The 23,334-nt window shown below is 68.4% G+C and carries 17 protein-coding genes and 5 pseudogenes; 8 read left to right on the top strand and 14 right to left on the bottom strand.

Features of this window, described 5'->3' with window-relative positions; translation table 11 throughout:
* Positions 1-34 precede the first annotated feature (34 nt).
* From ACFY0F_RS12345 to ACFY0F_RS12330, 4 genes and pseudogenes are all read right to left on the bottom strand, one after another.
* The gene (locus tag ACFY0F_RS12345) at positions 35-955 is read right to left on the bottom strand and encodes an ABC transporter permease (protein WP_388792229.1); all 921 of its coding nucleotides are present in this window, start codon (positions 953-955) and stop codon (positions 35-37) included.
* Positions 956-988: 33 nt separating this feature from the next.
* Positions 989-1,915, bottom strand: coding sequence for an ABC transporter permease (locus tag ACFY0F_RS12340; RefSeq protein WP_388792227.1), 927 nt, complete (start codon positions 1,913-1,915; stop codon positions 989-991).
* A 183-nt stretch (positions 1,916-2,098) separates the two neighbouring features.
* The gene (locus tag ACFY0F_RS12335) at positions 2,099-3,757 is read right to left on the bottom strand and encodes an ABC transporter substrate-binding protein (protein ID WP_388792225.1); all 1,659 of its coding nucleotides are present in this window, start codon (positions 3,755-3,757) and stop codon (positions 2,099-2,101) included.
* 566 nt (positions 3,758-4,323) lie between these two features.
* Positions 4,324-4,678: pseudogene (locus tag ACFY0F_RS12330) on the bottom strand (translational GTPase TypA); the annotation flags it as partial.
* Between the two features lie 34 nt (positions 4,679-4,712).
* Here ACFY0F_RS12330 and ACFY0F_RS12325 point away from each other — a divergent pair.
* From ACFY0F_RS12325 to ACFY0F_RS12310, 4 genes and pseudogenes are all read left to right on the top strand, one after another.
* Positions 4,713-5,237, top strand: a pseudogene (locus tag ACFY0F_RS12325) (transposase); the annotation flags it as partial.
* Positions 5,238-5,427: 190 nt separating this feature from the next.
* Complete coding sequence (locus ACFY0F_RS12320; protein ID WP_388792223.1) at positions 5,428-6,048, top strand: DinB family protein; 621 nt, start codon at positions 5,428-5,430, stop codon at positions 6,046-6,048.
* A gap of 156 nt (positions 6,049-6,204) precedes the next feature.
* A pseudogene (locus ACFY0F_RS12315) lies at positions 6,205-6,377 on the top strand (IS5/IS1182 family transposase); the annotation flags it as partial.
* Positions 6,377-6,481, top strand: a pseudogene (locus ACFY0F_RS12310) (IS5/IS1182 family transposase); the annotation flags it as partial. The pseudogenes ACFY0F_RS12315 and ACFY0F_RS12310, both read left to right, overlap by 1 nt.
* Before the next feature lie 63 nt (positions 6,482-6,544).
* On the opposite strand, the pseudogene ACFY0F_RS12305 reads toward ACFY0F_RS12310, so the two are convergent.
* The 9 genes and pseudogenes from ACFY0F_RS12305 to ACFY0F_RS12265 all read right to left on the bottom strand — a co-directional run.
* Positions 6,545-6,918: pseudogene (locus ACFY0F_RS12305) on the bottom strand (transposase); the annotation flags it as partial.
* Between the two features lie 239 nt (positions 6,919-7,157).
* Entirely contained in the window at positions 7,158-7,925 is a 768-nt protein-coding gene (locus ACFY0F_RS12300; protein WP_388792221.1) for an alpha/beta hydrolase, read from the bottom strand.
* Positions 7,926-8,122: 197 nt separating this feature from the next.
* A complete protein-coding gene (locus ACFY0F_RS12295; RefSeq protein WP_388792219.1) occupies positions 8,123-9,238 on the bottom strand; it encodes an ABC transporter ATP-binding protein in 1,116 nt (371 codons plus the stop codon).
* Between the two features lie 42 nt (positions 9,239-9,280).
* Positions 9,281-10,345, bottom strand: coding sequence for an ABC transporter ATP-binding protein (locus ACFY0F_RS12290; RefSeq protein ID WP_388792217.1), 1,065 nt, complete (start codon positions 10,343-10,345; stop codon positions 9,281-9,283).
* Positions 10,346-10,370: 25 nt separating this feature from the next.
* Positions 10,371-11,351, bottom strand: a complete 981-nt coding sequence (locus tag ACFY0F_RS12285; protein ID WP_388792215.1) for an ABC transporter permease — start codon at positions 11,349-11,351, stop codon at positions 10,371-10,373.
* A gap of 92 nt (positions 11,352-11,443) precedes the next feature.
* The gene (locus ACFY0F_RS12280; protein WP_388792213.1) at positions 11,444-13,252 is read right to left on the bottom strand and encodes an ABC transporter substrate-binding protein; all 1,809 of its coding nucleotides are present in this window, start codon (positions 13,250-13,252) and stop codon (positions 11,444-11,446) included.
* Positions 13,253-13,336: 84 nt separating this feature from the next.
* Positions 13,337-14,371 (bottom strand): ABC transporter permease, encoded by a 1,035-nt coding sequence (locus ACFY0F_RS12275; protein ID WP_388792211.1) that lies wholly within the window; start codon positions 14,369-14,371, stop codon positions 13,337-13,339.
* Between the two features lie 187 nt (positions 14,372-14,558).
* A complete protein-coding gene (typA, locus tag ACFY0F_RS12270; RefSeq protein ID WP_388792209.1) occupies positions 14,559-16,466 on the bottom strand; it encodes a translational GTPase TypA in 1,908 nt (635 codons plus the stop codon).
* Positions 16,467-16,710: 244 nt separating this feature from the next.
* Positions 16,711-18,852: an ABC transporter family substrate-binding protein gene (locus ACFY0F_RS12265; protein WP_388792207.1), complete on the bottom strand. Its 2,142-nt coding sequence runs from the start codon at positions 18,850-18,852 to the stop codon at positions 16,711-16,713.
* Positions 18,853-19,138: 286 nt separating this feature from the next.
* On the opposite strand from ACFY0F_RS12265, the gene ACFY0F_RS12260 reads away from it, so the two are divergent.
* The 4 genes from ACFY0F_RS12260 to ACFY0F_RS12245 are packed head-to-tail and all read left to right on the top strand — an operon-like array spanning position 19,139 to position 23,009.
* Positions 19,139-19,429, top strand: a complete 291-nt coding sequence (locus ACFY0F_RS12260; protein WP_388792205.1) for a hypothetical protein — start codon at positions 19,139-19,141, stop codon at positions 19,427-19,429.
* Positions 19,430-19,462: 33 nt separating this feature from the next.
* Complete coding sequence (locus ACFY0F_RS12255) at positions 19,463-20,284, top strand: hypothetical protein (RefSeq protein ID WP_388792203.1); 822 nt, start codon at positions 19,463-19,465, stop codon at positions 20,282-20,284.
* A 17-nt stretch (positions 20,285-20,301) separates the two neighbouring features.
* Positions 20,302-22,242: a fumarate reductase/succinate dehydrogenase flavoprotein subunit gene (locus ACFY0F_RS12250; RefSeq protein WP_388792201.1), complete on the top strand. Its 1,941-nt coding sequence runs from the start codon at positions 20,302-20,304 to the stop codon at positions 22,240-22,242.
* The gene (locus tag ACFY0F_RS12245; RefSeq protein WP_388792199.1) at positions 22,239-23,009 is read left to right on the top strand and encodes a succinate dehydrogenase/fumarate reductase iron-sulfur subunit; all 771 of its coding nucleotides are present in this window, start codon (positions 22,239-22,241) and stop codon (positions 23,007-23,009) included. Before ACFY0F_RS12250 ends, ACFY0F_RS12245 begins: the two co-directional genes overlap by 4 nt.
* Here the strand turns inward: ACFY0F_RS12245 and ACFY0F_RS12240 are convergent.
* Complete coding sequence (locus ACFY0F_RS12240; protein ID WP_388792197.1) at positions 22,990-23,307, bottom strand: hypothetical protein; 318 nt, start codon at positions 23,305-23,307, stop codon at positions 22,990-22,992. The genes ACFY0F_RS12245 and ACFY0F_RS12240 overlap by 20 nt on opposite strands.
* Positions 23,308-23,334: the final 27 nt, after the last annotated feature.

Below are 23,334 nucleotides of genomic sequence, written 5' to 3'. Positions count from 1 at the left end.
GTTGCTTGAGAGGGGATTGACTCACGGCGGTACCTCACCGGAGCTTCGGGTCGAGCGCGTCGCGCAGACCGTTGCCGAACAGGATGAAGCCCAGCGCGGTGACGACGATGGCGAGGCTCGGGTAGGTCCACATGTAGTCCTTGACGCCCATGAAGTTGCGGCCGGCGGAGATCATGTTGCCCCACTCCGCGACCTGCGGCTCCACACCGACGCCCAGGTAGGACAGCGACGCCTCGGCGACGATCGCGATGCCGACGTTGCTCGTGCCGTACACCATCACCGCGGTGATGGAGTTGGGCAGGATGTGCTTGCGGATGATCCGGCCCTGACTCGCGCCCAGCGCTTTCGCCGCGTGCACGTAGTCCATTTCGCGCACGGAGAGGATCTGGCTGCGCAGCAGACGGGCGAACGTGGCCCAGGTGAAGATGCCCAGGGAGAGAACCACCGGCAGGACACCGCGACCCATCAGCAGGATGATGACGATGGCCCCGATGAGCAGCGGGAAGGCGAAGAAGATGTCCGCAGTGCGCATGATCACGGTGTCCACCCAGCCGCCGAAGTAGCCGGACAGTGCGCCGAGGACGACGCCGATGACGAGCGCGACGAGGATCGAGGCGAGACCGACGATCACCGCGATGCGGCTGCCGTAGATGAGACGGGACAACTGGTCCCGGCCGAGGGCGTCGGTACCGAGCAGGTGCTTGCCGCCCGGCGACTGCAGGGTCGCGTTGAGGTCCTGCCTCAGCGGGTCGAAGGGCGCCAGCACGGGAGCCAGCACGGCGACGATGACCAGGACGACGATGATCGCCAGTCCGAGGACGGCGAGTTTGTTGGCGAGGAAGCGGTGCCGGATGTCGGACCACTGGCTGACCCGGGCGACGCTGGGTTCGGCGCCCTGCTGTGCCGCGGGGCCGGCCTGGAGCGGCTCTCCCGTGCCCGTGACGAGTTCGGTCATGGTGTGACTCCTAGTTGGGGACGACCCTGCCGGTCAGGCGAGGCGGATGCGCGGGTCGAGGGCGGCGTACAGCAGGTCGACGACGAGGTTCAGCACGACGAAGACCGCCACGCTGATCGTCACCACTCCCGTGATGATGGGGTTGTTGTTCTGCTGGATCGCCTGGACCAGGGCCAGACCGATGCCGTTCCAGTTGAAGATCGTCTCCGTGATGAGCGCACCACCGAGCAGGCTGCCGAAGGAGATACCGATGTAGGTGATCACCGGGATGACGGAGTTGCGCAGGATGTGCCGGAAGAGCACCGTCCGGCTGGGAAGGCCCTTGGCCACCGCGGTCTTGACATAGTCGGCGCGCAGCACTTCCAGCATGCTGCTGCGGGCCAGCTGGGCTACCAGGGCCGCGTCGATGATCGCCAATGTGACACCGGGCAGCACCATGGACTTGAAGCTTCCGTCGGCGATCAGCGGGAACCAGTTCAGCTTCACGACGAAGATGCTCTGGATGATCATGCCGAGAACGATGGACGGGACGCCGATCGCCATGGTGGTGAGGAAGGTGGCCGACACGTCCCAGACCGAATATCTCTTCATCGCCGCGAGGATGCCGACGGCCATGCCGATGACGACATCGACGACGATGGCGAACACCGCCAGCTTCGCCGTGTTCCCCAGCTTCGGTGCGAGGATCTCGGTGACCGGACGACTCTGCGTGTAGTCCGTGCCGAGATCGCCGGTGACGAGCTTGCCCACGTAGTTGCCGTACTGCACCACCAGGGGCTTGTCCAGCCCGTACTGCTTGTGCAACTGCGCGATGACGGCGGGGTCGCGCGCCTTGTCACTACCCGCGATCTGTCCCACCGGGTCGCCCGGCAGAACGAACAGGCAGGCGAACAGGATCAACGTCGCGCCGAGCGTGACGACGACCAACTGGCCCAGTCTGCGGACCACATACCTTCCCATGACATGCCTCTCTGCGCCTTCGCTGCCGCTTCCCAGGCAGCTTCCCAGCCCCATATGGGGGTTGTGGGGGTGGGGCCGGGAGGGCGGATCGCACCCTCCCGACGGTCGTCGGGGGCCGCAGCGTCCGAGCACCCGGCTCGGCACCACGGCCCCCTCGATGGACGCCGCGTCAGCGGCCCCCGACTACTTCAGGCTGATGTCCTGGAGGTTCGGGTCCTCGTGGAAGTCCATCTGGACGTTGCCGTACTTCTTGGTGTTGGCCAGACGGAACTGGGTGCGGTTCCACAGCGGGATCAGCGCCTGGTCGTCCAGCGCGACCTTCTCGGCCTGCTTGTACAGGTCGTTGCGGCCGGCCTGGTCCTTGGTGGCGCGGGCCTTGGCGACCAGGTCGTCGAACTTCTTGCTGCTGTAGCGGGCCCGGTTGTCACCGGTGACCTTGCCGGAGGCGTCCTTGTTGATGGACGCGGAGTCCAGCAGCGGGAACAGGAAGTTGTCCGGCGTCGGGTAGTCCGCGCCCCAGGCGTAGCGGTACAGACCCGTGGCGTTCGGCTTGGTCTCGTCGGAGAGCAGCTCGGCGAACGGCTTGCCGTTCGTCTTGACCTTGACGCCGAGCACGTCCTCAAGCTGCTGCTGGACGGCCTGGATCCACTCCTCGTGGCCGGAACCGGTGTTGTAGCCCAGCTCGATGGTGGTGCCCGGCTTCAGACCGGCTTCCTTGGCGAGCTGCTTGGCCTTGGCCTTGTCCTGCTTGATGCAGGAGGTGCACAGGTCCTTCTGGTACACGTCCTTGAAGGAGGGCGGCAGGATCGTCGCGGACTTCGTCATCATGCCCTGGAAGACGCCCTTGATGATGGCGTCCCGGTCGATGGCGTAGGAGATCGCCTGGCGGGCCTTGACGCTGTCCAGCGGCTTGTTGTCCGTGACGGGCATCAGGTAGTTCATGCCGGGGGCCTCGTACTGCAGCCACTCGTTCTGGGCGCTGTACTTGGCCTTGGCGGCAGGCAGCTGCGGGGTGGGCATGCGCGCCCAGTCGTACTGGCCCGACTCGAAGCCCTGGTACTCGAGGTTCACGCCGTTGTTGGCGTTGAGGATGTCGATCTGCACCTTGTCCAGGTGGGCCTTGGTCAGGCCGTAGTCGTCGTTGCGGACGAGCGTGATCGACTTGTTGTGCTCCCACTTGCCCTGCATCTTGAACGGGCCGTTACCGATGGGGGCGTCGTTGTACGCCTTGTTGTGGGCGTCGCCGGCGGCCTTGGGAACCGGGCTGAAGACCGGGTGCGTGGTCTTGATGTCGAACTCGTAGTCCGGCTTCGACAGCTTCACCTGAAGGGTGTAGGGGTCCGGGGCGGTCAGGCCGGACATGGTCTTGGCCTTGCCGGACTGCACGTCGTCGAAGCCCTGGATGCCGGCCATGTGGTAGGCCACGTCGGACGCGGCCGACTTCACCGCGACACGGTTCCAGCCGCGGATGAACGACTCGGCGTTCACGTCCTCGCCGTTGGTGAACTTGGTGCCCTTCTTGATGGTGAAGGTCCAGGTCTTGCCGTCGGCGCTGACCTTCTTCGAGGTGGCCAGCTCCGGCTTGATGTGGCCGTCGGGGGTCGGGTCGTACAGACCCGTGAAGAGGTTGTCCGCGACGAGGATGCCCTCGGACTCCTGCGCGTTGTACGGGTCGATGGCGACGGGCTCGGTGATACCCATGCGCCAGGTGCCACCGTTCTTGCCGGAGCCCTTGCCGCTGTCGTTGCCGCCCCCGTTGTCGTCGCCGCCTCCGCAGGCCGTCGCGGCCAGAGCAACGACTATCGCACCCGCAACCCACTTGGCGCTCTTGGCACCACGCATGGGGCTCCTCCTCATGAGTCCAATGATTCACCGCATGGGGGGACACCAGACGCATCACCGTTACCGGTGCCTGAAATGGTCAAGTGCCCCCGCGCTCGTGAGTCGGCGCCGCCGTCAGCGCGTGCCCCGTCTATCCCGAGCTCTACGCGCCTAACTATCTGCCATGCGCCAGGGAGCGAACCACACCTTCAAGGTCTCGGTTCGATCACACCTGACGCGTACTTCTTCCAAAATCCGGACAAAGGGTTTGCCGAAAGATGCCTGCGAAACGGACTTGTTACACAACTATCGGGCATGACTGTCCGCATTCCGGACAGATGGGCTGGAAAATCTGTTGCATTTGACGGCGGACCACGCTGTGTCAACGCCATGACGCGGGACAGACCGGCGCGAGAGACCGCATGCCGCGTAATACGGTCACTTTACCAGCGGGTAGCAACCCGGAGGGCTCCTGCGCGGGTCCTGGCAGAAAGTCATAGGGAAAACCCTCTATACGCAGCACGGCCGGGCTCCGAGGGAGCCCGGCCGTCTCATGTGGTTGTCGGTGTCGCCTCGACCGCAAGCACTCAGCCGCGCTTGGCGCGGCTGACGGCCCGGGCGCGGTCGCGGGCGTCCAGGTCGACCTTGCGGATGCGGACGGCCTCCGGGGTCACCTCGACGCACTCGTCGTCGCGGCAGAACTCCAGCGACTGCTCGAGCGACAGCTTGCGCGGCGGCACGATCGACTCGGCCACGTCGGCCGTCGAGGACCGCATGTTGGTGAGCTTCTTCTCCTTGGTGATGTGGACGTCCATGTCGTCGGAGCGGGAGTTCTCGCCGACGATCATGCCCTCGTACACCTCGGTGCCGGGCTCCACGAACAGCACGCCGCGCTGTCGTCATCGCGAACGCGGTGACGGCACCGGCGCGGTCGGCGACCAGCTAGTGCCGTATCAGGCAACGTTTGCCCTGTAACGACATCGAGCATCTGCCCAGCGGAGCCACCCCGAAGCCGGTCTGGCTGTGGTGGTCGGGCACCGACGCCACCGCAGCAGACACCGACCGTTTCTGGCAGGCATACCTGCGGCGCTTCGACATCGAGCACACCTTCCGCCTGTTCAAGCAGACCCTCGGCTGGACCTGTCCGAAGATCCGCACCCCCGAGGCGGCCGACCGCTGGCCCTGGCTGATCCTCGCGGCCTTCACCCGACTGCGACTGACCCGGCCACTCGCGGCCGACCGGCGCCGCCCGTGGGAGAGGCCCGTCTCCCTGGACAAACTCACCCCCGCACGTGTCCGCCGCGACTTCCGGCACATCCGCCCGAGGACCGCCTGCCCCGCCCAGGCACCGAAATGTGCCCACCCCGGACCCGGACGACCACCCGGGCGAAAGAACACCCGGCCCACCCCACGCCACGACGTCCGCACACCCCGCCAGACCGCCACGACCACGTCCCAAGAGAAGAAGTCGACCACCCCACGGCCCCGCCGCACAGGTTAAAGATCAAGCTTGGGGGCTGTCCCGCAACTGCTGGGCGAGACCCCGCGGTGTCGTTCGCTGACGCGCAGTCCGGTGGGTGAGTCTCTTCGGTCAGCTCTGGTAAAGGTCCTAAGAAATAGAGATGTGGCTGTAGTGCTGGCTGTGCCAGGCTGGCGGATCGTCCCTGGACCGTTCGGCACAGGAGTGTCTGATGACGACACCGTCCCGCCTGTCCCCGCTGCTGGAGCAGTTCGACTTCACACGCGAACGTCTCGCCGACCGCATGACAGGGCCGGTCATGGACAGCGGCGACGGGGCCGACACCGAGGTTGGCCCCATGACCGACGAGGAATACCTCTGGGAACCGGTGCCTGACTGCTGGTCGGTACGGCGACGCGTGGGCGGGCCAGGACCGCGCGCGACTTTCCTGGCCGGCACCGGCGACTGGGGACGCGACGCCGCCTCCTACCCGCATCCCTGGCCGCCGCCCTTCACCACCATCGCGTGGCGCCTGAGCCACCTCAGCGAAATGCTGGCACTGCGCGCAGACCACACCGTCGGCGGACACGCGCTGACCCGGAACGACTACCCCGCCAGTGGGGACGCCGCAGGGGCGATCGCGGCCTTCGACGCCGGTGCCGCGGCCTGGCGGAATGCGCTGCTGAGCGTCGACGACCCCGAGCTCGACACCGTGGGGTGTTGCACCTACCCGCACGGCAGCGACTCCGAGGAGCCGTTCATCAACATCGTGTGGTGGGTCAACCAGGAATTGTTGCACCACGGGGCCGAGATCGCCCTGTTGCGTGACCTCTACCGCGCCCGACCGCGCTGACCCTCGTCACCAGCGGCTTACACGGCGCGGCAGCCAGGTCTCGTTTCAGGGAAAGAACCGTGCGAAGACGAGGTGTTCTGTCTCCTGCGCCCCAGGAGCGACCTCGCATCCGGAGCGGGCAGTGGAGCCGCTCACGCACATGCGACGATCTTGGCCGTGGCTGGTGTGATCACGGCGTCGGAGCGTCTTGGGTAGCCCCGTTCACCGGGCTGAGACCGAAGCAGTCCGGCAAACTGATCACCGCGCTGTGGCGCGAGTGCGCCGATCCGGTCTGCAGAGGCCAGCCGTGGAGCCTGCCGCTGGAGGACCGGGTGCTGCCGGTGGTGGCATGAGGACCTGGAAGATCCTGCGCGACTGCCGTCTCGAGGTTGATGGTGTTCACCAGGCCATGCTCGGCATCGCCCGCCTGCACAACCTCACGCTCGCCGCGTAACGGGGAAGCGAGCTGGTCAAACGGCACGTCCGAGATCGATTACGGGACTTCCCAATGCTGATGTCAAGCCGCGACTGCGACGGGGGGTGAAACTTGGTAGCACTCCTGTCACGGATCATTGCCCACAGGACGTTGACGCGTCGGCGGTCGAGGGCCGGGAGGGCCTGCTCGTGTCCCTTCCCCTCGCTCCGCTTTCGCTGGTAGTACGCCTTGGAGGCGGGGCAGCACTTGAGGCTTGCTAGTGCAGACAAGTACATCGCCCGCAGCAGCCCGCGGTGGTATCGGCGGGGTCTGTGCAGGTTGCCACTGACACGACCGGAGTCGCGGGGCTGCGGGGCCAGGCCGGCGAAGTCGGCCAAGCGGTTGGCACTGCCGAAGGCGTTCATGTCCCCGCCCGTGGCGGCGATGAACTCGGCGCCGAGCCTGGCGCCCATGCCGAAGCATCACACCCTTTGTCCGTTCAGCCCCCTCAAAAATAGGGATGTAATGCGAGTAATGGGCACATGCCTCCGAGCGGTTGAAGGTGGGACCAGGGTCGTGGCCGAGGTGGCTGAAAGGCGATCGACGGCATCCGTCCGGCAGGTCGGCAGCCCCCAGCTCGACGGCACGTCCGTCCGGGTCAGGTACGAGGTGCGAGGCGGTGACCGACCGGTTGGCGAGCGCCGCCTCGCACCCGTCAGGCCGACGCGGTGGCCGCTCCGCCGAGATGCCGGGCGAAGAACCGGACCGCGCTGTCGGCCTCGAACCGGGGCAGCTCCTTGTGCCTGCCGGAGTTCACGTGCAGCGACTTCTCCCGCGAGGCGAAGGCGTCGAACAGCGCGAGCCCCTCCTCGCGGGAGATGTGCTCGTCGTCCCACTGCATGTCGTACTCGACCGGGACGGTGATCCGCTTCGCCTTCTCGGCCAGGACGTCGGGCCAGTGCTGGCCGAAGACCGCGGCCGTGATCCGCGGTTCGCCCGCCACCAGCGGTATGCCGATCGCGGTGCCCATGTTGATCCCCCAGTAGCCGACCGGCCCGTCGGTGCCGATCTCCTCCAGCTCCTGGAGGGCGTCCAGGAGCGCCACGTACTCGGGGACGGCCTGCTCCGCCAGGTGGGCGTTGTAGCGGACCACGACCGGGCCCTCCGGCTCGCCGGCCGCCCTGGCCCGGAACAGTTCGGCGATCTCCGCCTCGTCGTGCTCCGTGCGCGGCCGGTCGCCGTGACCCGGCGCGTCGATGACCGCGACGTGGAAGCCGCAGCCGGTCACCAGGAGCCGGGCCCGGCCGGACATCGCCGGGTGCTTCTTGTGGTTGCCGCCGCCGTGGCCCATCAGGACCAGGGGGGCGCGATCGGTGGCGCCGGAGGCCGGCGACCAGAGGACACCGGGGACGTCGCCCAGGGTGAAGTCGCGCTCGACGATCCCGTTCGAGAGCGACTCGGCGGTGAACTTGAGAGAGGACACAGGTGTTGCCTTTCGGGAGTGCCTTGTTGTCGAGGCGCTCCCGGCGACGCCTACGTCAGTCGCCGGCCGTGACGGGAAGGGGGAGCACCCACGTCGATACAGCGTTCATGGGTCTCACCTCCTCTGACGGTGTCACGGACAGCTTGAAGCTATCAGATTGATCAACTGGCCTGCCAGGCTTTTTCCCTGAGACACGATCACTCCGTCTCCTCCGTCGCCGTAAGGGCCGGGTCCAGGACGATGTCCTCGTCGCGGGCCCCGGTCGTGGGCTCCTCAGGGAAGTGGCAGGCCGTGAGGTGGCCGGGGGTGTTGCCGGTGATCTGGACCAGTGGCGGTTCCTCGGCCGCGCACTTGTCCTCAGCCTTCCAGCAACGGGTGCGGAAGCGGCAGCCGGACGGCGGGGAGATGGGGGACGGGACGTCACCGGCCAGGCGGATGCGTTCGCGCCCGCCGGACTCCTCGTCCCTCAGGTCCACTTCGGGCACCGCCGACAGCAACGCGTGCGTGTAGGGGTGCCGGGGCCGGGCGTAGATCGAGTCCCGGTCGCCCACCTCGATGATCTTGCCGAGGTACATCACCGCCACCCGCTGCGAGAAGTGGCGGACCACGGCCAGGTCGTGGGCGATGAACAGGAACGCGATGCCCAGTTCGCGCTGCACCTGCTGGAGCAGGTTGACCACCTGCGCCTGGATCGAGACGTCGAGGGCCGAGACCGGCTCGTCGGCGACGATCAGCTTGGGCTCCAGGGCCAGGGCCCGTGCCACGCCGATGCGCTGGCGCTGGCCGCCGCTGAACTCGTGCGGGAAACGGTTGTAGTGCTCGGGGTTCAGGCCCACGATGTCCAGCAGCTCGCGGACCCGCTTCTCGCGCCCGCCCTCCGGCTCGATCCCGTTGATCTCCATCGGGTTGGTGATGATCCGGCCCACGGTCTGACGCGGGTTCAGCGACGAGTACGGGTCCTGGAAGATCATCTGGATCTCGGACCGGATGGGGGCCAACTGTCTGCGCGTGGCGTGGCTGATCTCCTTTCCCCGGTACGAGATCGTCCCGCTGGTGGGCTCCAGCAGCCGTGTGATGAGCCGGCCCGTCGTCGACTTGCCGCAGCCCGACTCCCCCACCAGGCCGAAGCTCTCCCCGACGCGTACGGCCAGGTCGATGCCGTCCACGGCCTGGACGTGCCCCACCGTCCGCCGGATCGGGAACCCGCCCTTGACCGGGAAGTGCTTGGTCAGCCCGGTGACCTCCAGCAGGGGTTCCCCGTCCGCCCCGGCGGCCGACTCCCGCGGAGCAGGAAGGACCAGGTCCTCTTTCATGCCGGTGTCCTCCAATGCCTAGCCCCTCCCGTGCCTGGAGCCCTAACGCAGCCGGGGCTTGAACTCGTCGATGAAGATGGCGCGCTTCTGCTGTGCCGTCAGGTGGCAGGCCGAGGACCGGTCCGGTCCCAGCAAGGGGCGTTCCCCGACGCACCGGCCGCTACCCGCCACCCGGTCCTGGAACGCGCAGCGGGGGTGGAAGCGGCAGCCCGGGGGCGGGGCGAGCAGTGAGGGCGGGGTGCCGGGGATCGGTGACAGCGGTGCGCGGGGGTCCGAGTCGAGGCGCGGCATGGAGTTCAGCAGGCCCCAGGTGTAGGGGTGTTGGGGCGCGCGCAGGACCTGGTCCGTGGCGCCGCGTTCGATCGCGCTGCCCGCGTACATCACCATGATGTCGTCGGCCATGTCGGCGATGACCCCGAGGTCGTGCGTGATGAAGATGATCGCCGAGCCGAACTCGCTCTGGAGGTCCCCCAGCAGGTCGAGGATCTGGGCCTGCACGGTCACGTCCAGTGCGGTGGTCGGCTCGTCGGCGATCAGCAGGTCGGGGTCGCAGACCAGGGCCATGGCGATCATCGCGCGCTGGCGCATACCGCCGGAGAACTGGTGCGGGTAGTCCTTCGCCCGCTGCCGGGGGTGGGGGATGCCGACCCGGCCGAGCATCTCGACCGCCCGTTCCCAGGCCGTCCTCTTGGAGGCACGCATGTGCTTCATGTACGGCTCGGCGATCTGACGGCCCACCGTGTAGTACGGGGACAGCGCGGTCAGCGGGTCCTGGAAGATCATCGCGACCTTGTTGCCGCGCAGTTTCTCCAGCTCGGACTCCCGGGCGGTCGTCAGCTCCTGTCCGTCGAGCACGATCTCGCCCTCGACGGTGGTGAACATGGGGTTGTGCAGGCCCAGGATCGTCAGGTTCGTGACCGACTTCCCCGAGCCGGACTCCCCCACGATCCCCAGGGTGCGCCCTCTTTCGAGGTCGAAGGAGAGTCCGTCGACGGCCCGGACGATCCCGTCCTCGGTGCGGAAGCTGACGTGCAGGTCGCGCACCGACAGGAAGACGCCGGCGTCGGCGGGGTCGGGGGCTCCGGCCTCCTTGGTCACAGTGGTCACGGCGGTGACTCCTCCTCGGCGGCCTCTAGGAGAGCCGCACGCGCGGGTCGATGAAGGCGTAGCAGGCGTCGACGACGATGTTGCAGAGCAGGATCATGGTGGCCGAGAACAGCATGACCCCCAGCAGCAGAGGCAGGTCGCTGAAGAACACCGACTCCACGGCGAGCCGGCCGAGCCCCGGAAGGCCGAAGGTGTACTCGGTGATGATGGCGCCGCCCAGCAGGGAGCCGAGGTCGATGCCGAAGATGGTGACGATGGGGATCAGCGAGCCGCGCCAGGCGTAGCGGAAGAAGACGTACCGGCGGGACATGCCCTTCGCGCGGGCGGTTCTTACGTGCTCCTCCTGGAGTTGCTCGATCATCGAGGAGCGTGCCATACGGGTGTACTGCGAGGCGAAGATCGTCGACAGCACCACCCAGGGCAGGAGCAGCCCGGTGAACCAGCCGACCGGGTCGGCGGTGAGGTCGTTGTAGGCCGGCTTGTCGAGGAGGTGCGTGTGGTAGACGAGGATGGCCAGGGCCAGGGGGCCCAGGAAGTAGATCTGCATCGAGCTGATCACCATCGCCCCGGCCGTGAAGCTCTTGTCGATCAGAGTGCCGCGCTTCCACGCGGCGACGAGGCCGGTGCCGAGACCGAGGATCAGGAAGCAGACGGCGCCGCCGAGGGTGAGGGAGACGGTGGTGGGCAGCCGGTCCATCAGGGTGGGCCAGACCTGCTCGTTCGTGTGGTACGAGTAGCCGAAGCAGGGCGCGGGGCAGGGCCCCTGGGCGAAGTCGTGGCTGCCCAGCACGAGGTTGTGCAGGAAGATCCCGTACTGCTCCGGGATCGGCTTGTCGAGACCGAGGACGTGGTGGATGTTCTGGAGGTTGGCCGGCGTGCATCCCTTGCCGCACATCAGCAGTGCGGGGTCGCGCGGCATTCCGAAGAACAGCAGGAACGTGACGATGCTCAGCAGGAAGAGGATGACGAGCGCGCCGAGCGACCGGCGGACGAGGAAGCGCAGCATGGCAGTGGCAGCTCTCAGGCGTCGGCGGACCGGGCGGTGTCCGGCGTGCCCGCGGCGGGGCGGGCGGACGCCGGGCACCGGCCGGGCGGGGACTACTTGACGTACAGGCGACGCGGGTCGATGCCGGCGATGACGTCGTCGTAGGCGAGGCCGCCGATCCCGGAGCCGGCGATCTGGACCTGCTTGAAGTAGCCGGTCGGTACGACGTTGATGACGTCCTTCACGAGGTACTTGTCGAGCTTCTCCCACTCGGCCGCGGCCTTGACCGGGTCGGTGATCCCGTTGATGCGGTCGATCTCGCTGTTGACCTTCGGGTCGTTGATCTGCGAGTAGTTCGACGCGCCGTCGGCGATCGTGCGGCCGTCGTACAGCGGCCCGATCACGGTCGAGGCGGACGGCCAGTCGGCGGCCCAGTTGGTGTTGAAGATGTCGTAGTTGTTCTTGATCTTGCCGACCTGGTCGTAGTACGACTCGGCGGGGATCTCCTGGCGCTGGACGTCGAATCCGGCCCTCTTCAGGCCGGCCGCCATGGCGGTGGAGTACGACTGCCCTTCCTGGGAGTTGATGTAGCCGAAGGTCAGCTTCATGCCGACCTTGCCGGCCTCCTGGAGGAGCTTCCTGGCCTTGTCCGGGTCACCGGCGGGCTTCTTCTTCCTGCCCCACGGGTCGAAGCCCGGGTCGTAGCCGCTGACGGTCGGGCCGATGAGGCCGCCGGGGAGTTCCATGGCGTCGGCGCCGCCGTAGGCGCGCTGGAACGCGGAGACGGGCAGGGCGTACGCGATGGCCTCGCGGACCTTCTTGTCCTTCATCGCCGGGTGGCTGAGGTTGATGTTCATCTGGCCGACGAACGGCTGGTAGCCCCTGACCGTGCGGGACTTCATCTTCGGGTCGCCGAGCACCTTGGCCAGGTTGCCCGCGTCGACCGAGTTCTGGAAGCTGACGGAGGTCCGGTCGCCGCCGCTGTCCGCGATGAGCGCCTTCGTGGAGTCCTCGTACTGCTGGTTGAACGTGATGTCGAACCGGTCGACGTACTGGTGCCGGAGCGGGTCCGTCTTCGGGTCCCACTGGGGGTTCTTCACGAGCACCATCGACTTGCCGGACTTGAACGACTGGATCTTGTAGGGGCCGGTCACCAGCGGCTTCCTGTCGTACTTCTCCTTGGTGTCGCCCTTCCGGGAGACGATCGAGTAGCCCACCAGGCCCAAGGCGTACGGCAGATCGGGGTGCGCCGTCCTGAAGTGGAAGACGACGGTCTTCTCGTCCGGCGTCCGAAGGACGCTGTCCGGCAGGTGCTTGCCCTTGTACGGGCCGTCCGGCAGCAGCTTGCGGTAGTCGGCGCCGGGGGTGTCCGCCAGCCACTGCTGGATGTAGGCGGGGCCCGTGTTGATGAAGGGCGCGAACAGCCGCTCGAAGGTCTGGCGGACGTCCTTGGACGTGATCGGTGACCCGTCCTCGAACTTGATGCCGTCCTTCAGCGTGTACTTCCAGGTCTTGCCGCCGTCCGTGGTGGTGCCGGCGTCGGTGGCGAGGTCACCGACGACCTCGTGCCGGGAGCCGTCGTTGCTGGTGGCCTTGTAGCCGGTGAGCCCTCTGTGGAAGAGCTGGGCGACCTGGCTCTCGTTCGACACGTAGATCTGGGCCGGGTCCAGGTGGGCCAGGCTGTCGCGGTTCGGCACGCTGATGGTGCCACCGTTCCTGGCGCCCGGTACCGCGGGGGCCGGGCCCCGGGAGTCCGCGGCGCCGCCGAACTTGATGGACGCCTGCTGGCGCTTGGCGTTCTCCTGGTCCTGCTTCCTGTTGTCGCCGGAGTGACTGCCGCCCTTGCTGCAGCCGGTCAGCACGAGTGTCCCGGCCGCGAGCACCGACAGTGCGGCGTGTGCGCGGCGTCCGCCCTTGCTCATCACTCGGTTTCCACCCATCTGTGTGTCAGCAGTGCGAGGGAAGTGCCATGCCTTGTCCGGGCGCGGACGCCCACAACTCACAGGTCAGCGCGCGGTCTTGGGGTCGAAGGCGTCTCTGACCGAGTCCCCGAGCAGGTTGAACGCGACGACGAAGACGATCATCGAGATGCCGGGGAAGAACATGTACGTGATGTCGTTCTGCATGACGAGTTCGGTGGACGCCTTGGCGAACATCTGCCCCCAGTCCGGGGTCGGTTCGACGATGCCCACGCCCAGGTAGGACAGCCCGGCCTCGGCGGTGACGAAGCCCGGCAGCAGGTACGTCGACTGCACCAGGAGCGGTGTGACGACGTTGGGCAGGACCTCCTTGCGGATGATCCACCACGGGGAGGCGCCGCTGACCCTGGCCGCTTCGATGAACTCCCGCTCGCGTAAGGAGAGTGAGGTGCCGCGCAGGATACGGGCGAGGCTCATCCAGCCCAGGAACCACTGGACGAGGATCAGGGCGACCACCCGGACGTAGGTCGGTGTCTCGTCCCGGGGACTGACGAACAGGGAGACGACGACCGGCATGCTCGCGATGAAGAACAGCTGGGCCGGGAAGGCGAGCAGGAAGTCGATCAGCCGGCCGATGGCGAAGTCGGCCCTCCCGCCCAGGTAGCCGGCGGCGACGCCGAGCAGGATCCCGGTCACGACGACCGCGACGGTGACCGCGACCGAGATCATCAGCGAGGTGCGGATGCCGTAGAGCAGCTTGGTGAAGACGTCGTAGCCGTTGCCGGGTTCGAGGCCGAACCAGAACTCGCCGCTGATGCCGCCGTTGGGCCGCACCGGCACACCCGCGCTGTCGAAGAGCTCGGGGCGTTCGTCCGCGTAGACCGTGTACGGGTTCTTGCCGTACAGCTTGGAGATCAGCGGGGCGAGCAGCCCGATCAGGAAGAAGAAGCCCACGACACAGGCCGAGATCACTCCGGTCCGGTCGCGCTTGTAGCGGATCCACATCATCTGGCCGGGGGACCGGCCGGCCAACTCGGCGGCCCCGGGTTCCGTCTGCGGCCCTGGTTCACCCTCGACGGCGACCGGTGGTCCGCCGGCCTCGGTGTCGGTAGAACTGGTCACGGTTCGATGCCCCCCGCCTCCGCACAGTGACCTCACTATCTGGCATGCGGCAGACGGCGACCACCGTCAAGTGAATTTCAGTTCGGTCACGGCTGACGCCTAGACCTTTGAAAAAAAGCCCGGGTGCCCCATGGGGGCACCCGGGCTTCGGGCTGTGTGCCGACGGGTCGTCAGCCGTGCCGGATCGTCAGCCGTGCTTGGCGCGGCTGGCGGCGCGGGCCCGGTCGCGGGCGTCCAGGTTGACCTTGCGGATGCGGACGGCCTCCGGGGTCACCTCGACGCACTCGTCGTCGCGGCAGAACTCCAGCGACTGCTCGAGCGACAGCTTGCGCGGCGGCACGATCGACTCGGCCACGTCGGCCGTCGAGGACCGCATGTTGGTGAGCTTCTTCTCCTTGGTGATGTTGACGTCCATGTCGTCGGAGCGGGAGTTCTCGCCGACGATCATGCCCTCGTACACCTCGGTACCGGGCTCGACGAACAGCACACCGCGCTCCTGGAGGTTCGTCATCGCGAAGGCGGTGACGGCACCGGCGCGGTCGGCGACCAGCGAGCCGTTGTTGCGGGTCTGCAGGGTGCCGAACCAGGGCTCGAAGCCCTCGTGGATGGAGTGGCCGATGCCCGTGCCGCGGGTCTGGGTCAGGAACTCGGTCCGGAAGCCGATCAGACCGCGCGAGGGCACCACGAACTCCATGCGCACCCAGCCGGAGCCGTGGTTCGACATGTTGTCCATGCGGCCCTTGCGGACGCCCATGAGCTGCGTGACCGCGCCCATGTGCTCCTCCGGCACGTCGATCGTCATGCGCTCGACCGGCTCGTAGACCTTGCCGTCGACCTCCTTGGTGACGACCTGCGGCTTGCCGACGGTCAGCTCGTAGCCCTCCCGGCGCATGGTCTCGACCAGGATGGCGAGCGCCAGCTCACCACGGCCCTGGACCTCCCAGGCGTCCGGACGCTCGGTCTCCAGCACCCGGAGGGAGACGTTGCCGATCAGCTCGCGGTCCAGGCGGTCCTTGACCTGACGGGCGGTGACCTTGCGGTCCTTGACGGCCGCCTTCGCGTCGGCGCCCTTGCCGGTGCCGCCGCGGCCGACCAGCGGGGAGGTGTTGGTGCCGATGGTCATCGAGATCGCGGGCTCGTCGACCGTGATCAGCGGCAGCGGGACCGGGTTCTCGGTGTCGGCGAGGGTCTCGCCGATCATGATGTCCGGGATACCGGCGACGGCGCAGATGTCACCGGGGCCGGCCTTCTCGGCGGGCTTGCGGGTGAGCGCCTCGGTCATCATCAGCTCGGAGATGCGGACGTTGCTGATGCTGCCGTCCCGCTTGATCCACGCGACCGTCTGGCCCTTGCGCAGCTCGCCCTGCTCGACGCGCAGCAGCGCGATACGGCCGAGGAAGTTGTCGGCGTCCAGGTTGGTGACGTGGGCCTGGAGCGGGGCGGCCTCGTCGTAGGTCGGGGCCGGGATGTGCTCCAGGATCGTGGAGAAGAACGGCTCCAGGCTGGTGGAGTCGGCCGGGACGGTGCCGTCCTCCGGCTTGGTCAGCGAGGCGACGCCGTCACGGCCGCAGGCGTAGACGATCGGGAACTCGATCTGCTCCTCGTCCGCGTCCAGGTCGAGGAAGAGGTCGTAGGTCTCGTTGACGACCTCGTCGATGCGGGAGTCCGGGCGGTCCGTCTTGTTGATGCACAGGATGACGGGCAGGCGCTGCTGGAGGGCCTTGCGCAGCACGAAGCGGGTCTGCGGCAGCGGGCCCTCGGAGGCGTCGACGAGCAGCACGACACCGTCGACCATCGACAGACCGCGCTCGACCTCGCCGCCGAAGTCGGCGTGGCCGGGGGTGTCGATGATGTTGATCGTGATCGGGTCCCCGCCGTCCTTGGGGTGGTACTTCACCGCCGTGTTCTTGGCGAGGATCGTGATGCCCTTCTCACGCTCCAGGTCGTTCGAGTCCATCATGCGGTCGTCCACCGAATCCAGCTGGTGGGCGGCGAAGGCACCGGCCTGCTTCAGCATGCCGTCGACGATGGTGGTCTTGCCGTGGTCGACGTGGGCGACGATGGCGACGTTGCGGATGTCGTGGCGCGTGGCCATAGGTTGCCGTACTCCCGGAGTGTGAGGATCGCCCTGCGCGGACGTCTGTCTTGCGCGGGCCCTGCCGGGCTGGACACGCCACGGCCACACCCCATGGTACGGGGCTCTGCGGGGGTTCGGGGTCTCGGGTACATCGGTGCAGCTCAGGGGCCTTGTGAGAGGCGCCCAGGTAGCCTACCCAGGGGCGCGGGGAACTGCGCGACAAGCCACCGAGCACCCGCACCCGACCACGGCGCACGCCCCCCTACTCCTTGGTCGCACTCGCACTCGCAGTCGCAGAGGCACTCGCACTCGCCTTACCGCCGGAGGCCTTCGCCCCCTTCTTCAGGAAGCCCATGTCCTCGTAGATCGGGGTCTGGAAGCCGAAGGCACCGGCGTTGGCCAGGGCTTTGCGGGCGCCGACGAGCTGGGGCCGCTGGTAGAGGGGGATCGACGCGGCGGCCGCCCAGATCCGGGAGTCGGCCTCGCGGATCAGGTCCCGGGCCTCGTCGTCGTCCAGCGTGGCGGCGGCCTGGTCGAACAGCTGGTCGACCTGGTCGGTGCCGACCCGGGTGTAGTTCTGCTCGACGTTCAGGGAGCCGTCGGCGGCCGCGACCGGCTTGGCGTAGATCGGGCGGGCGTCGGTGGCGGGGAAGGGGGTGGACGGCCAGGAGTACAGGGCGAGGTCGTACTGGCCGGAGGCGACGTGGTCCTTGAAGAAGCTGTCGTCCGGGACCTTCGTGACGTCGGTGCGGATGCCGACCTTGCGCAGCATCTGCGAGATCCGGTCGGCGACCGTGCGCAGGGCCTCGGAGCCGGGGCCCGAGGGGATCACGAAGCGCAGGATCAGCGCCTTGCCGTTCTTGGCGAGCGCCCCGGCCGCGGCGCCGGCCGGGGCGGCGGTGCCCTTCGGGGCGTACGCGCCCTGCGCTCCGCCCTGCTTTCCGGTGTGCTGCCTGCCGTCCTGCGCGAGGTGCTTGTCGCCCCCGTCGCTGCCGGTGTGGTCCTGGTGGTCGCGGACGTCCTTGTTGTCCTCGCCGACGATGTACGCGCCGTCGTCGCCGCCCTGCGACTCGTCACCCTTCTTGTGCTCGGGGCCGGCCGCCTTGTCGGCCTTCTTCTCCTCCTTGACCGGCCCGCCGAGCACCCACCCGGCGTCCGCGAGCAGCGCCTGCGCCGCGGCGGTGTCCTGGCCGCCGAGGACGCCGCTGCTGTCGGTGTAGCCGGCCTCACCGGCCAGGGCGAGGTGGCTGCCGACGGGGGCGGCGGGCAGGCCGAGGGGGCCGAGGACGGCCTTGGCGAGTTCCGTACGGTCGATGGCGCGGGCGACGGCGCGGCGGACCCGCTCGTCGGCGAGGGGGCCCTCGGCGCCGTTGAGGGCGAGCTGGGTGTAGGCGGGCTCCAGGGACTTGCGGACCTCGAAGTCGCGCAGCCCCTGCTGCCGGCGCAGATAGGTGGTGACGGACTCGCGGAGTTTCTTCGCGGAGGTGCGCCCGGGTCCCATCAGGGGCGTGCCGGTGCCCTTGGCGCGGGTGGCCAGGTCGATGCGCTGGGCCTCGGCGGCGTCGACGTCGGCGAGGTCCACCTTGCCGTCGGCGAGCGCGGCGGCGCGCTTGTCGCGGGGTACGGCGTGCAGCACGATCTCGGACAGCTTGGCGGGGTGGCCCCACCAGCGGGGGTTGCGGGTGAGGACGACGTCCTTCTTCGCGGTGTCGACGTTCTTGACCTTGAAGGGGCCGGCGGTGACCTTGAGCTTGCGGCGGGCTCCGTCGTTGAAGGCGTCGGGGGTGCCCATGACGTCCTTCGGGTACAGCGGGGAGAACAGCGACTTCCAGTCGGCGTAGGGGCGGCTGAAGGTGACCCGGACCTCCAGGTCGTTGGTGCCGCGTTCGATCTTGGCGATGCGGTCGTAGCCGGCGTTGCGGGCGGTCCAGTAGGCGCTGTCCTTGCCGGACAGGGCACGCCACTGGGCGGCGAAGTCGGCGGCGCCGATCTCACGGCCGTCGCTCCAGACGGCCTGCTGGTTGAGCCGGTACAGGACGACCTGGCGGGGTTCGGTCTCGACGACCTTGGCGGACTCCAGGTAGTCGGGGTTGCGCACCGGGCGGCCCTTGGCGTCGAGGCGGAACATCGACGGCAGGACGGCCTGCGCCACCCGGGTGGTGCCGGTGTCGGCGTCGGCCTGGAAGGTGTTCAGGGTCTCCGGTACGTCGTCCACGGCCCAGCGCAGGGTGCCGCCGTCGGCGACCTGGGCGCGGGCCGCGGGGGCGATGTCCTGCCCGGCCAGCGGGGTGCTCGCCTCGTCGTCCGAGCCGCAGCCGGCGATGAGGGGCACCGCGAGTGCGCCCGCGGTGAGGAAGGCGACCGAGCGCATGGCCGCGCGCAGTCCGACGCCGTCGTGGGACATCTGCTTACCTCCGGGAGCCGCGGGGGTTATGATCACGTTTGTCGGTATATGGAGCTGATCAGATCTATGCACCCACTGAAGAGGAAAGGATCCGGCAACAGAGGGCGACACAGCGGCGACGGACGGCAACCCCACCCGTGCGGCGCAACACACCCGTAAGACGCACCCGCACGCCCCCGGCCAATCGGTGCACGTCTCTTCACATCACGAGGTGTGACGCGCAACACTCGCAGGCGCACGAACGTTGCCGCAGAGCCCGCGGGACCCGTGGAAGTGAGGGCAAGTCATGTCCGTGCACGACGAATTGACGTCAGTCCAGCGCTGCCTCGACGACCTCTACCGGTCGCTGGGACGGCTGGAGAAGCAGCTCGGCAGCAGTGGCCTGGAGATCCGCCGGGTCCGGACGGACGCCAACCATCTGCGCGAGAGCGTGGCCCTGCTGCGCGACGCGGCGGCGGCTCCGGCCGCTGCCAACCGGCCCGACCTCGTCACCATCTCCGACACCCCGTACGACGTCACCCTGTGGACGGACTCGGACGACGAGGGTCTCGGCGCCCGCGACCGGCACGCCCCCTGACCCGACCGGAGCCGATGGAAGCGGAGCCCTGCTTTGGCCACTGGTACGGAATCCCAACCCGACAGCGGCGGCGTACGCACCCGCACACGCGCCGCGATCACCGCCCCGCACCTGCGGACCGACCGCTGGTGGCTGGCCCCTGCCGTCACCGCGGCCGGCCTGTTCGCCTTCGTCGTCTACTCGACGTGGCGGGCGTTCGCCGACGCGGACTACTACGCGGCGCCGTACGTCTCGCCCTTCTACTCCCCCTGCCTGGCGGAGAACTGCCGGACCATGCACGCGGGCCCGAACGCCGACCTCTTCGGGGGCTGGTGGGGCATCTCCCCCGCGATCATCATCCTGATCTTCCCGCTCGGCTTCCGCCTGACCTGCTACTACTACCGCAAGGCGTACTACCGCAGCTTCTGGGCGTCCCCGCCGGCCTGCGCCGTGGCCGAGCCGCACCGCGGCTACACCGGCGAGACGCGCTTCCCGCTGATCCTGCAGAACCTGCACCGGTACTTCTTCTACGCCGCCCTGCTGGTCGCCGGGGTGCTCACCTACGACACCGTGCTGTCTTTCCGCGACCAGCACTACCGCTGGGGCCACATGGGCCTGGGCACCCTCGTCTTCCTGGCGAACATCGCGCTGATCTGGGCGTACACGATCTCCTGCCACTCCTGCCGGCACATCGTCGGCGGCAAGCTCAAGCACTTCTCCCGGCATCCCGTCCGCTACCGGATGTGGCAGTTCGTGGGACGGCTGAACGCCCGCCACATGCAGCTCGCCTGGGCATCGCTGGTGAGCGTGGCGCTCGCCGACTTCTACGTCTACCTGGTCGCGTCCGGGGTCTTCGACGATCCGCGCTTCTTCTAGCTGAGTGAGGCTTTCTGATGTCCGTGGTCGACCGTCAGGAGTGGGACGTCGTCGTGGTCGGCGCGGGCGGCGCCGGACTGCGGGCCGCCATCGAGGCACGCGAGCGGGGTGCCCGTACCGCGGTGATCTGCAAGTCACTGTTCGGCAAGGCGCACACGGTGATGGCCGAGGGCGGCATCGCCGCGGCGATGGCCAACGCCAACGAGCACGACAACTGGCAGGTCCACTTCCGTGACACCATGCGCGGCGGGAAGTTCCTCAACCAGTGGCGGATGGCCGAGCTGCACGCCCAGGAGGCACCGGACCGGGTGTGGGAGCTGGAGACCTGGGGCGCCCTGTTCGACCGTACGAAGGACGGCCGGATCTCGCAGCGCAACTTCGGCGGCCACGAGTACCCGCGCCTCGCACACGTCGGCGACCGCACGGGCCTGGAGCTGATCCGCACCCTGCAGCAGAAGGTCGTCGCGCTCCAGCAGGAGGACCACCGGGAGACCGGGGACTACGAGTCCCGGCTGAAGGTCTTCCAGGAGTGCACGGTGACCCGGGTGCTCAAGGACGGTGGCCGCGTCTGCGGGGTCTTCGCCTACGAGCGGGAGACCGGCCGTTTCTTCGTCCTGGAGGCCCCCGCCGTGGTGATCGCGACCGGCGGCATCGGCAAGTCCTTCAAGGTGACGTCGAACTCGTGGGAGTACACCGGCGACGGGCACGCCCTCGCCCTGCTCGCCGGGGCGCCGCTGCTGAACATGGAGTTCGTGCAGTTCCACCCGACGGGCATGGTCTGGCCGCCGTCGGTGAAGGGCATCCTGGTCACCGAGTCCGTCCGGGGCGACGGCGGGGTGCTGAGGAACTCCGACGGCAAGCGGTTCATGTTCGACTACGTCCCGGACGTCTTCAAGGACAAGTACGCCGAGTCGGAGGACGAGGCCGACCGCTGGTACGAGGACCCGGACAACAACCGTCGTCCCCCGGAGCTCCTCCCCCGCGACGAGGTCGCCCGCGCGATCAACGCGGAGGTGAAGGCGGGCCGCGGCTCCCCGCACGGCGGTGTCTTCCTGGACGTGTCGACGCGGATGCCGGCCGAGGTGATCCGGCGCCGGCTGCCCTCCATGTACCACCAGTTCAAGGAGCTGGCCGACGTCGACATCACGGCGGAAGCGATGGAGGTCGGGCCGACCTGCCACTACGTGATGGGCGGCATCGCGGTCGACTCCGACACGGCGGCGGCGCGCGGGGTGCCGGGGCTGTTCGCGGCCGGTGAGGTCGCGGGCGGCATGCACGGCTCCAACCGGCTCGGCGGCAACTCCCTCTCCGACCTGCTGGTCTTCGGGCGCCGGGCGGGCTGGCACGCCGCCGAGTACACGGCGGCCCTGGCCGCGGCCCGTCCACCGGTGGACGACACCCAGGTCGACGCGGCGGCGGCGGAGGCGCTGCGGCCCTTCTCGGCCGAGGCCGAGGGCGCGGAACCCGCCGGCGGGCCGCCGGAGAACCCGTACGGCCTCCATCAGGAACTCCAGCAGACGATGAACGACCTGGTCGGCATCATCCGCCGCGAGAGCGAGATGGAGCAGGCGCTGAAGAAGCTCGGGGAGCTGCGGGTACGGGCGCGGCGGGCCGGGGTCGAGGGGCACCGGCAGTTCAACCCTGGCTGGCACCTCGCCCTCGACCTCAGGAACATGCTGCTGGTCAGCGAGTGCGTGGCCCGGGCGGCGCTGGAGCGCACGGAGTCGCGCGGCGGGCACACCCGGGAGGACTTCCCGGCGATGGAGCGCGACTGGCGCCGGATCAACCTGCTGTGCCGGCTCACCGACCCCACGGGGGGCCTCGCGGCGACGGACCCGGTCCGCGGCCAGATCACGCTCTCCCGGGAGACCACCGATCCCATCCGTCCCGACCTGCTCGCCCTCTTCGAGAAGGAGGAGCTGGTCAAGTACCTCGCCGAAGAGGAGCTGTACGAGTGAGCAGCTACGAGGCCCGCTTCAAGGTGTGGCGCGGTGATGTGGGGGGCGGCGGCCTGGAGGACTTCAAGGTCGAGGTCAACGACGGCGAGGTGGTGCTCGACATCATCCACCGCCTGCAGGCCACCCAGGCGCCCGATCTGGCGGTGCGCTGGAACTGCAAGGCGGGCAAGTGCGGTTCGTGCTCCGCGGAGATCAACGGGCGGCCCAGGCTGATGTGCATGACGCGCATGTCGGTCTTCGACCGCGAGGAGACGATCACCGTGACCCCGCTGCGCGCCTTCCCGGTGATCCGCGACCTGGTGACGGACGTCGGCTTCAACTACCAGAAGGCCAGGGAGGTCCCCGCTTTCGTGCCGCCGCCCGGGCTCGCCCCCGGCGAGTACCGGATGATGCAGGAGGACGTGGACCGGCCGCAGGAGTTCCGCAAGTGCATCGAGTGCTTCCTGTGCCAGGACACCTGTCATGTGGTCCGTGACCACGAGGAGAACAAGCCGGCGTTCGCGGGTCCCCGCTTCCTGATGCGGGTGGCCGAGCTGGACATGCACCCCCTGGACGCCGCCGCCGAGGCCGGCCTGGACCGCAGGACCACGGCCCAGGACGAGCACGGGCTCGGCTACTGCAACATCACCAAGTGCTGCACGGAGGTGTGCCCCGAGGGCATCAGGATCACGGACAACGCGCTGATCCCCCTGAAGGAGCGTGCCGTCGACCGCAAGTACGACCCGCTGGTGTGGCTGGGGTCGAAGATCAGGAGGCGGAGCTCGTAGGGGGCGGTGCGGAGGTACGGCCGGGGCGCTGGGCGAGGTACTGGAGCAGGAGCCCGGCCATGAGCATGAGCTGGCCGACGACCGGCAGGGGGCGCGGTTCCGCGTCGGCGAGCGGTCCCAGGAACAGGAAGAGAGCCGTGCCCACCGCGCCCAGCAGCGCCCCGTACCCCCAGAGCCGCGGCCGGACGATCCGCCCCCGGCCCCACGGCACCACCCAGTCCCGCGCGACCGCCGCGATACCGGCCGCCGCGAGCAGCCCCACGGCCAGGGCGGCCGCCACCACCAAGTAGATGTGCATGACGATCAGCTTGGCACCGGTGTGCCC

Origin of the sequence: Streptomyces sp. NPDC001544 (assembly GCF_042894285.1) — a bacterium.
Taxonomy (GTDB): domain Bacteria; phylum Actinomycetota; class Actinomycetes; order Streptomycetales; family Streptomycetaceae; genus Streptomyces.
This window is presented reverse-complemented; position numbering and strand designations above follow the sequence as displayed.